Raw genomic sequence first — 9610 nt, forward strand, 5'->3', positions numbered from 1 at the left:
GTCCAGCGGGGCGAGGCGCGCGCCACCGCTCTCCGTCACGGCCACAGCCCAGCGTTGGGTCATGAATTCGAGTCTGGCACCCGGCACTGACAGCGAGGCGGAGCGCGCGCGGGCGGGGACGCTGGAAGGATGGGCCGGGCCCGGGCAGGCGGGGCTTTCGAAGCACGCCCTACAGGGCCTGCCAGAGCGCGGGGACGTTCGGGGGTGTCCAGCCGGGCTGCGCCTGGTGGCCCTGGAGGCAGCGGTAGCTCGCGGAGCCGTACGTCACCACGGCACCGGCCGCGTAGGTCGTCCCGGCCGCCCAGCTGCCGCCCGGGTTGGTCGGCGGGTCCGTCGGGTCGGTCGGCGGATCGGTCGGGGTGCCGCTGGTGACCAGGGTGAGTCCGTACGCCTGGAGCGCCGGGTTCACGGGCTGGAAGTACGTCGTACCGCCCTGGGAGCAGTTGCCGCTCCCGCCCGAGGTGACGCCCTGGGCCTGGCTGCCGGTGATGAAGGAGCCGCCGGAGTCACCCGGTTCGGCGCACACGTTGGTGCGGGTCACCCCGGAGACGGTGCCCTCCTGGTAGGTGACGCTGGTGTTGCGCTGCTGGACCGTGCCGCAGTGCCAGCCGGTCGTCGAGCCGGAGCGGCAGACCGACGAGCCCTCCAGCGCCTCGGTGGACCCGGTGACCGTCACATCGCCGTTGCCGTAGCCGTTCACCAGCGGGCGCGGTGTCCAGCCGGTGTTCGTGGCGACCCAGGAGTAGTCGCGGCCGGGGAAGGTGGATCCCTGGAAGGAGCCCTGGGCCTGCTGGTTGTAGCCGCTGGTGCTGACGCCGGGCGTTCCGCAGTGCCCGGCGCTGACGAAGCCGCTCTGGGTGCCGCGCTTGACGGGGAAGCCGATGGAGCAGCGCCCGGAGCCGTTCATGTAGTACGCGTCGCCGCCGCGAAGATCCGCGAACGTGCTTGGCTGCTCGGCACTTTGAGTGACCGTCACCAGATCACGCGCGACGCCGGCCGCGGCGAGGAAGGTGTCGGCGGCGGTGGCCCGGCCGGCCTGGACGACGACACGGTTGGTGCGCACGTCGACGTACCAGACGGGCACGTCCTTCGGCGCCTTGCGCAGCGCCACCCGGTCCAGGGCGGCCTTGGCGGAGTCGAGTTCGGCCAGGCTGTGGTCGACGACGACGGCCCGGGCGCCGGCCTCGGCGATCCGGCCGGCGTCCTTGGCATCGGTCGTGGCGACGGTCAGCTCCGCCGCGTCGCCGCTCACGCGGGCACCGGCGAATCCGGCGCCGAGCGAGCGCCGCAGCCCGGCGGCCACGGCGGCCGCTCGGGACTCGTTGCCGATCCGTTCCGTCGCCTGGTCGGCGGTGAGTCCGAGGTCGCGCTGCATGGCCTTCAGCAGACCGGGCGAGAGCTGGTCCGCCGCGGCCGGCGACAGTCGGGGGGAAGGGTCGGCGGACGCGGTGCCGGTGAGCCCGGCCAGCCCGAGCGCGCCGACGGCCACGGTGGCGGTACACGCGGCCAGTGCACGTCTGCGGAGCATGGATCTCTCCACGGAACTCTCCTTGACTTCGGGGGAATTGCCGTCAACGTAGCCGCGTACACGTCATCTCCAGGAGATCCCGTCCGCCCCATCGCATCGCGTTATGGGGCGGTTCCGAGGCTGTCCTGACCGGCCGCGATACGGGGACACGCGCGAACGATCTCCCCGTGGACGCCCGTCCCGAGTAGGTTCCCCCCATGCGAATAGGCCAATTGCTGGGCAGCGGACGCGACGCCGACGTATACGAACTGGATGAGGCGTGGGTCCTGCGCCGCTACCGCTGCGGGCGGGACGCCACCCCCGAACTGCCCGTCATGTCCTATCTCTCGGCCTCGGGCTACCCGGTCCCCCGGATCGGCCCGCAGCCCCCGTCGGCCGGTCCCGGCGATCTGGTCCTGCAACGGCTGACCGGTCCGACGATGCTGGAGTCCCTCCTCGGCGGCGGCATCGACGCCGCCGGATGCTCCGCCCTGCTCGCCCGCCTGCTCGCCGAACTGCACACCGTCCCGGCCCGGCTCTCACCGGACCCCGAGGACCGGATCCTCCACCTCGACCTGCATCCGGACAACGTGATGCTGACGGCCGACGGCCCGGTGGTGATCGACTGGAGCAATGCCGAGGAGGGGCCGCCGGCCCTGGACCGGGCCATGTCGGCGCTGATCCTGGCCCAGGTGGCAGTCGATCCGGCCCACCCCATGGCGGACAGCGGCCGTGAACTCCTGACCGCGCTGATGCCTCACCTCATCGCGGACGGCGGCATCCCGGCCCGCCATCTCGCCGACGCGGCGGCCCGCCGGGACGCCAACCCGACGATGAGCCCGGCCGAACGAGACCTCATCGGCGAGGCGGTGGCCCTGGTCACCGCGCTCTCCCGCTGAACCGCGGATCCCGGCCGCGGCGCTCCCTTCTGAGCCGCAGGGCCCCGGCCACGGCGCTCTCCCGCTGAGCCGCAGGGCCCTGGTCACCACGCTCTCCCGCTGAGGTCCCGTTCGACCGGCCACCCCGACTACTCCCGCGCGCCCGTCTGTTCGACCGGCCTGACGCGCAGCGCGAGCGAGGCGGGCAGCACCGCGAAGAGCACGGCCAGGAGCGCGCTCACCGCGACGACCCAGCCGATGGCCTCCCAGGGGACGACCACCGTCGAGCGGACGTCGAGCAGCCCGAGCGCGGTCCGTACGCCGAGCAGGTTCAGCGCCGCCACCGCACCGCCGAGCACCGCCCCCACCGCCACCACGACCAGCGCCTCCGCGCCCACCAGCCGCAGCACCTGCGCCTTCGTCGCCCCGGCGAGCCGGAGCACCGCCAGGTCGCGCACCCGGTCCGCGGTGGCCATCACCTGCGTACCGGCCAGGGCGATGCCCGTGTACGCCACGGCGATGAGAAGGATCATCAGCAGCCCCAGACGGGTGTTCCCACCGGTCCGCCGGTGGTTCTCCGCCAGCCAGCCGGCCCGCGTCGCCACCTCCGTCCCGGTCGCCCGTCCGGCCGCCGCCAGCTGCGCCGCGACGGCCGAACGCCGAACGCCGTCCCGGACCTTGACGTCGACCCGGTCGACTGCGGCTCCCCCGGCGTTGCGCGGGGTCACATAGACCCCGTTGTTCCCGGTGCCGGTCCTCAGCACGGCCGCCACCCGCAGCGTGACCCTGCGGCCGTCGGCCAGCCAGACGCCGACGCGCGCGCCGACCGTCGTGGTCATCCACTCCTCGTTGACGACGAGGGAACCGTCGTCGAGCCCGGCGAGGCCGCCCGCCACCACGGGGAGCTCCGACACCGCCGCCGCGTCGTCCGGGTCCACCGCCCGCGCCTCGGAGGTAACGAGTGCCGTGCCCTCCTCCAGCACGGTCACGGTGGTGGACCGCGAGGCGCTGACGACGGCACCCGGAATCCGCCGGGCCCGCTCCACGAACTCCGCCGGGAGCGCGGCACCCTCGCCGGCCGCCGTGACCACGAAGTCCGAGGTCACCTGGGTACGCGCCTCGGCGGCCCGGGCCTCGTCGATCGTCGCCGTGGTGCCCATCAGCGAGGCGGCCAGCGCCACCGTGACGATCACGGGTGCGGCGACCGCGGACGTCCTGCGGAGTCCGGCCGAGGCGTTCTCCCTGGCCAGCACACCGGTGGCGCCCGGCAGCCGAGCGGGTGCCCAGGCCAGGAAGCGGGTGACGGGGCGCACCAGAACGGGGGCGAACAGGGCACACCCGACGATCAGGAGCATCGGCTGGGTGACGTACGTCTTGCGCTTGAGGAGGCTCCCGGGGTCCTGGACGAGCGCCATACCCAGCACCACGGCCCCGGTCAGCAGGACGGCCGCGCCCAGCAGCACCCGGCTCAGGGGCATCGAACCGCTGTCGACGGCGGATTCACGCAGCGCCTCGACCGGCCCACCGGCGGGCAGGTGTTCCTCGGCGACACCGAACTGACCGGGCTCAGCGAGCGGAAGCTGACGTTGCTCCGCCGCACCCGCATCGGTTTCGTCTTCCAGGCGTTCAACCTGCTTCCCTCGCTCAGTGCCGAGCAGAACGTCGCTCTCCCGGCACTCCAGCCCACGGTGAGCAGCAGCGCCACTCCTCCGGCGCAGGTCAGTGCCGCCGGGGAGGTGGCGGGGTGGGCGCGCAGCACCGGCAACCGGTGGCTGCTGCCCGCGGCGGCACTGACCTGCGCCGGAGGAGTGGCGCTGCTGCTCACCGTGGGCTGGAGTGCCGCGGTTCCGGTCGTCCTGGTCGGGCTGCTCCTGCTGGCCTTCGCCCGCCCGAACGTGGCCGTGGACCGGCGGGGGATCACCGTCTCCGGGATGCTGCCGTGGCCGCGCGTCCAGGTGCCGCTCGACCGAATCGAGACGGCGGCCAGCCGGGACATCAAGCCGCTCACCGAGTACGGGGGCTGGGGCTACCGGATCCGGCCGGGGCGCACCGGCATCATGATTCGTTCCGGTGAGGGGATCGTGGCACGGTTGGCCGACGGGCGGGACTTCGCGGTCACGGTCGACGACTCGGCGACGGCCGCCGCGCTCCTCAACACCCTGATCGACCAGCGCCGAACGGAACACTGACCATGCTCTTCAGGGTCGATCCCACCTCCATCGTGCCGCTCGGCGACCAGATCGCGGCCTGTGTGCGCCGCGCCGTCGCCGACGGGGCCGTGGCCCCCGGCGAACGCCTGCCCGCCGCCCGGGCGCTCGCCGAATCGCTCGGCGTGAATGTGCACACGGCCCTGCGCGGCTACCAGCGGCTGCGCGAGGAAGGTCTGATCGAACTGCGGCGCGGCCGGGGCGCGGTCGTCGCGGACGGTGCCTCCCCGCACCGAGCCAGGCTTCTGGAGCGGGTGCGCGAGATGGTCGGCGAGGCGCGTGAGCTCGGCATGACGGAGGACGAACTGGTGGCCCTGGTCCGTAGCGAACTCGCGGCAGGGTGACAGCAGCGGCGCGTCCGTGACCGGCGAAGGGCCACCCCGTCCTGCGAGGTGGCCCTCGGCCCTTGACCGTGGAGCGGCGCGGTTCCGCGAAGCAGTGGGGCTTCGTGGAGCGGCGCGGTCAGGACCCGCTGCGGGCGAGCGCCGCCGCGAAGCCGTTCTGCCACAGGTAGTTCACGTTGCCGCGCTCGGTGGCGTCCGGATAGGGGTTGGTGCACGAGGGGCCGGGGCCCCCGCCCGACATCAGCTCGCTGCACGGGCCCGAGTAGTGGTCCGGCAGGCCGAGGACGTGGCCGGTCTCGTGGGTCGTCACACGGGTGGAGTCGTACTGCTGGTTCTGCGCGTAGTCGAGGAAGATGTACCCGTTCCCGTGCCCGTCCGTGCTCGCGTACGAGCCACTGGGGTCGTTGCCCTCGTAGTACGAGAAGTCGGCGTTCGAGCCCTCCTGCAGCCGGACGTTGGAGACGGAGCTGTTCCAGATCTGTGCGCTGTTGGATATCTCCGAACGGAAGCTCGGCGCGTTCGCGGCGCTGTAGACGATGGTGACGGCCTGGGCGCCCGGGTGGGCGGCCCGCTTCTCGGCCACCGACTTCGCCACCGCCTCGAAGAACGCCTTGTTGGCGGCGGCGCTTTCGTGCGATCCGGAGTGCGAGGTGTAGGCCGAGTGGACGGTGGACGCGGGGGGAGCGACCGGCGCCGGGGCGGCGGACGCGATCGCCGGGGCGGTGCCCAGCGCTGCGGCGAGACCGAAGCCGAGTCCGGCCACGGCCGACATGATGGTCCTGGGGTGTTTCATGGGGGGTTCTCCTGCCGTTACCTGCGAGGGGGGACCCCGTCCGGTCAGCGGACACGGGCGGAGGCGGTACGCAGTGAGTGTCGGGGAACGCGGCTCCGCGCGGATGATGCCAACCGGTGATAGGGCCGCACTATCACCCGACCCGGCCCCGTGGACACACGCCCGATGCCGGCCGGGTCAACAGCCGGTGAATTGACGGGATTTGATGGCGTTCCGGCGTCTGGTGCGGCACGACTCCGCCGTCCTACCCTCGGCGGTATGGAGCTTGAGGTGAGGCACCTCAGGGCGCTGTGCGCCATCGCCGACACCGGCAGCCTGCACCGGGCGGCCCGCACGCTGGGCGTCAGTCAGCCCTCGCTCACCACCCAGCTGCGCCGAATCGAGAACGCGCTGGGCGCCGAACTGTTCAGCCGCGAACGCACCGGCTGCCGCCCCACCCTGCTCGGCCGCGCCGTCATCGGCCGCGCCCGGCCCCTCGTCGACGGCATGAGCGCGCTGGTCACCGAGGCGAAGGCGGAGGCGGACGCCGCCCGTGCCGGCGGGCCGCGGCTTCGGATCGGCTGCACCGCCAGCCGGGTCATCGGCGGCTGGCTGCGCAGACTGCGGATCCGGCTGCCCGGTACGGACATCTCGCTGCGGGTCGACGTGTCGGCCCGCGCCCTGCTGCGCGCGGTCGGGACGGGCCGGCTCGACGTCGCCTTCGTACACGAGGTGGAGGGCTGCCCGCTGTCCGTTCCCGAGGGGCTGGAGCAGCGCGTTCTGCTGGACCGCGAACCGCAGTTCATCTCCATGGCCCGCGACCACCCGGCGGCCGCCCTGCCCGTCGTGGACCTGGCCGACCTGGCCGCCGACCGGTGGATGGTCGACCCCACGGTGGACGGCGAATGGGACGGTCTGCGCCGGGTGTTCGGCGCCGCAGGAGTCGCGCCGACCGTGCTGCACGGCGACTACCTCACCGCCGCTTCGCTCGTCGTCCTCGGCGAGGCGGTGGCGCCGTGCCAGCCCACTTCGGGCCCGCGCGACGACATGGCGATCCGCCCGCTGCGCGACGACCCGCTCGCCGTCCGCCTGCTGCTGGTCTCCCGGCCGGGCGCCGACATGACGATCGTGTACGGGGAACTGGAGGCCGCGTACCGGGAGGCGGCCCGGCGGGCGGCCGGCTATCACCAGTGGCTGCTGCGCCACCGCAGCCCGCTCGCCCTCTCCTGAGAGCGGGCCCGCGACGGCCCGCGACGGCCCGGCAACGGCCCGCTGTGGGCGGCGATTCAGCCGACAGCGATTCCGCCGAGAGCGAGGACCATTCCTGACCGGGGTGTGGGCGGGCAGAGTCGGGCCATGAGGCTTCTGATCCTGGGTGGTACGGAATTCGTCGGCAGGGCCGTCACCGAGGCCGCGCTCGCGCGCGGCTGGGAGATCACGGTGTTCCATCGCGGACGCCACGCGCCGCCGCCCGGTGTGGCCGAGCTGCTCGGCGACCGCACCGAGGAGGACGGGCTCGCGGCGCTCGCCGAGGTCACCGGGCCGGGCGACGGGACGTACTCCTGGGACCTGGTCGTCGACACCTGGAGCGGTGCGCCCTCGGCCGTACGGGACGCGGCCCGGCTGCTGGCCGGCCGCGCCGCGCACTACGCGTATGTCTCCAGCCGGTCGGTCTACGACTACCCGGCACCGGCGGGCCTGCCCGAGGACGGCCCGCTGGTGGAGGGTGCCTCGCCGGACGCAGGCGGCGACGTCCCGTACGCGCAGGCCAAGCTCGGCGGCGAGATGGCCGTGCTGGACGCCTTCGGGGACCGGGCGCTGATGGCGCGCGCGGGGCTGATCATCGGCCCCTGGGAGAACGTCGGCAGGCTGCCGTGGTGGCTGACGCGGATCGCCCGCGGCGGCCCCGTTCTCGCGCCGGGCACACCGGACCTGGATCTGCAGTACATCGACGTGCGCGACCTCGCGGAATGGTTGCTGGACGCCTCCGCAAAGGGCCTGCACGGCCCGTACAACGTGGTCAGCCGTCCCGGCCACACCACGATGGGCGGGCTGTTGGACGCCTGTGTGCGGACCACCGGTTCCGACGCCGAGCTGCGCTGGACCGATACCGAGAAGATCCTCGCGGCAGGCGTCGAGCCCTGGACGGGCCTGCCGGTCTGGCTGCCGCCGGGGGACCTGTACGACACCCTTCACCAGGGCGATGTCAGCAAGGCGTACGCGACGGGGCTGCGCTGCCGGCCGGTCGAGGAGACGGTTGCCGACACCTGGGCCTGGCTGTGCGCGATCGGCGGTACGGCGCCGCAGCGCGCCGACCGGCCGCTGAAGGGCGTCGATCCGGCGACCGAGGCGAAGCTACTGGCGCGCTGACGGCGGCAGCCGATCCTGGGGCTGTCGGCGCTGCGGCGGCGGCAGCCGACCCGACGGCTGCCGGTAAGTCGCGACGGCGGGAGCCCGCCCTCCCCGACGACTGCCGGCACCGCGACGGCGGCAGCAGTCCGAGTGCAGTCGGCGGACGAAGGCGACTGCCCGGCGTGGCAAGCCGCCTCAATGCCCCCATAAGCTGCATATTGCGCTATATGGGAACCAAAAAGCGCAGAAGCGGTAAAAACCACCGCGTGGCGGTGACGGTGGCAGCGGCGGCGGTCATGGTGGGGGCGTTCGCTCCCGCCGCCGCCGCCGATCCGCTGCCCGGTGGACTCGGCCCGTGCCTGGGGGACGACTGCCCTCCCGTCTGGCCGGATCCGAACAACGACCCGGTCATCTACCACGACAGCAACATCAACATCTTCGTCGGCGGCGACTACCTGGTCAGGGAGGCCGCGGCGGAGGCCGAGGGCAAGATCGTCACCCTCGGCCGGTTCGACATGAACAAGCGGCAGGGTGTCTCGCAGGTCTACAACGTCGGCGTCGCGGGCGGAGGATCGCGGGTGACACCGCCGGACGGCTCCGACTACCTGACGGTCGGCGGCGATCTGAGCGTCGCGAGCGAGCAGCGCCTCCTTGCGGAGGAAGGCGCCAACCACGGCGTGGTCCGCCATGCCCAGGACCTCAGCGGGACGGTGATCCCCGACCCGGTCCACGACGCCGCCGCGAGCGATCCGTACACCGCGCTGCGCGACCAGTTGACGGCGGCCAGCCACTGCTACGCGTACGACGACAACGAGGACCACCGGCGCCCGGCCAACGGAACGGTGGAGCGGGACGGCTCCGAGACCTACTTCAGTGGCGACGGCACCGCCGCCCTCCAGGTCTTCGCGGTGGACGCCGATCTGATGACGGAGGCGGGCGGTCAGGAAGGCATCGTCTTCCGTGGCATCCCGGACGGCGCGACCGTGCTGGTCAACGTCTACGGCACCACCCGCAACATCAGCACCTACATGGGCTCGCTGCCGCAGTCCGGACTCCGCGAAAACCTGCTGTGGAACTTCCCTGACGCCACCACGATCGGGCTGAAGGGCACCGGGCAGTTCCAGGGCAGCGTGCTGATCGGCCAGCAGTCCAGCGTGGCGACGGTCGCGATCAGCGGCACCAACGGCCGTTTCTACAGCGCCGGTTCGCTGACCCACACGTCGGAGGGCGAGTCGGGCGGCCAAGAGCTGCATGCCTACCCGTTCGACGGTGATCTGCCGGACTGCGGAGAGGAGCCGTCGCCGACGCCGACGCCGACGGATTCGCCGACGCCGACCCCGACGGACTCGCCCACACCCACGCCCACGCCCACGGATTCGCCCACGGAGTCGCCCACGCCGACGCCCACGGACTCGCCCACGCCCACCCCCTCCGACAGTCCGGCAGATCACCGTCGAACGGGTAGGCATGCAGCTCTTGGCCGCCCGACTCGCCCTCCGACGTGTGGGTCAGCGAACCGGCGCTGTAGAAACGGCCGTTGGTGCCGCTGA

The 9610-nt window shown here is 72.8% G+C and carries 8 protein-coding genes and 1 pseudogene; 6 read left to right on the plus strand and 3 right to left on the minus strand.

The genetic code is table 11. The features are described from left to right. Nucleotides 1-169 precede the first annotated feature (169 nt). Nucleotides 170-1528 (minus strand): alpha-lytic protease prodomain-containing protein, encoded by a 1359-nt coding sequence (locus EAO72_RS39915; RefSeq protein WP_148021868.1) that lies wholly within the window; start codon nucleotides 1526-1528, stop codon nucleotides 170-172. A gap of 197 nt (nucleotides 1529-1725) precedes the next feature. On the opposite strand from EAO72_RS39915, the gene EAO72_RS39920 reads away from it, so the two are divergent. Next, the gene (locus EAO72_RS39920; RefSeq protein ID WP_148021869.1) at nucleotides 1726-2406 is read left to right on the plus strand and encodes a phosphotransferase; all 681 of its coding nucleotides are present in this window, start codon (nucleotides 1726-1728) and stop codon (nucleotides 2404-2406) included. Nucleotides 2407-2534: 128 nt separating this feature from the next. Here EAO72_RS39920 and EAO72_RS39925 read toward each other — a convergent pair whose 3' ends face one another. After that, on the minus strand, nucleotides 2535-3863 hold the full coding sequence (locus EAO72_RS39925; RefSeq protein WP_148021870.1) for an FtsX-like permease family protein: 1329 nt from the start codon (nucleotides 3861-3863) through the stop codon (nucleotides 2535-2537). Nucleotides 3864-3896: 33 nt separating this feature from the next. On the opposite strand from EAO72_RS39925, the pseudogene EAO72_RS44240 reads away from it, so the two are divergent. After that, nucleotides 3897-4058, plus strand: a pseudogene (locus EAO72_RS44240) (ABC transporter ATP-binding protein); the annotation flags it as partial. A gap of 518 nt (nucleotides 4059-4576) precedes the next feature. After that, nucleotides 4577-4936 carry a GntR family transcriptional regulator gene (locus EAO72_RS39940; protein ID WP_148021871.1) on the plus strand — a complete coding sequence of 120 codons (360 nt, stop codon included), beginning with the start codon at nucleotides 4577-4579 and terminating at the stop codon, nucleotides 4934-4936. A 118-nt stretch (nucleotides 4937-5054) separates the two neighbouring features. Here EAO72_RS39940 and snpA read toward each other — a convergent pair whose 3' ends face one another. Further along, complete coding sequence (gene snpA, locus EAO72_RS39945) at nucleotides 5055-5729, minus strand: snapalysin (RefSeq protein ID WP_187285364.1); 675 nt, start codon at nucleotides 5727-5729, stop codon at nucleotides 5055-5057. Between the two features lie 258 nt (nucleotides 5730-5987). Between snpA and EAO72_RS39950 the strand changes: the two genes are divergently transcribed. From EAO72_RS39950 to EAO72_RS39960, 3 genes are all read left to right on the plus strand, one after another. Next, nucleotides 5988-6938 carry a LysR family transcriptional regulator gene (locus EAO72_RS39950; RefSeq protein WP_187285365.1) on the plus strand — a complete coding sequence of 317 codons (951 nt, stop codon included), beginning with the start codon at nucleotides 5988-5990 and terminating at the stop codon, nucleotides 6936-6938. 126 nt (nucleotides 6939-7064) lie between these two features. Further along, nucleotides 7065-8078, plus strand: a complete 1014-nt coding sequence (locus EAO72_RS39955) for an NAD-dependent epimerase/dehydratase family protein (RefSeq protein ID WP_187285366.1) — start codon at nucleotides 7065-7067, stop codon at nucleotides 8076-8078. A gap of 209 nt (nucleotides 8079-8287) precedes the next feature. After that, nucleotides 8288-9610 (plus strand): choice-of-anchor A family protein, encoded by a 1323-nt coding sequence (locus EAO72_RS39960; protein WP_148021872.1) that lies wholly within the window; start codon nucleotides 8288-8290, stop codon nucleotides 9608-9610.

The sequence above is a fragment of the Streptomyces sp. OR43 genome (assembly GCF_008042275.1).
Lineage (GTDB): Bacteria > Actinomycetota > Actinomycetes > Streptomycetales > Streptomycetaceae > Streptomyces.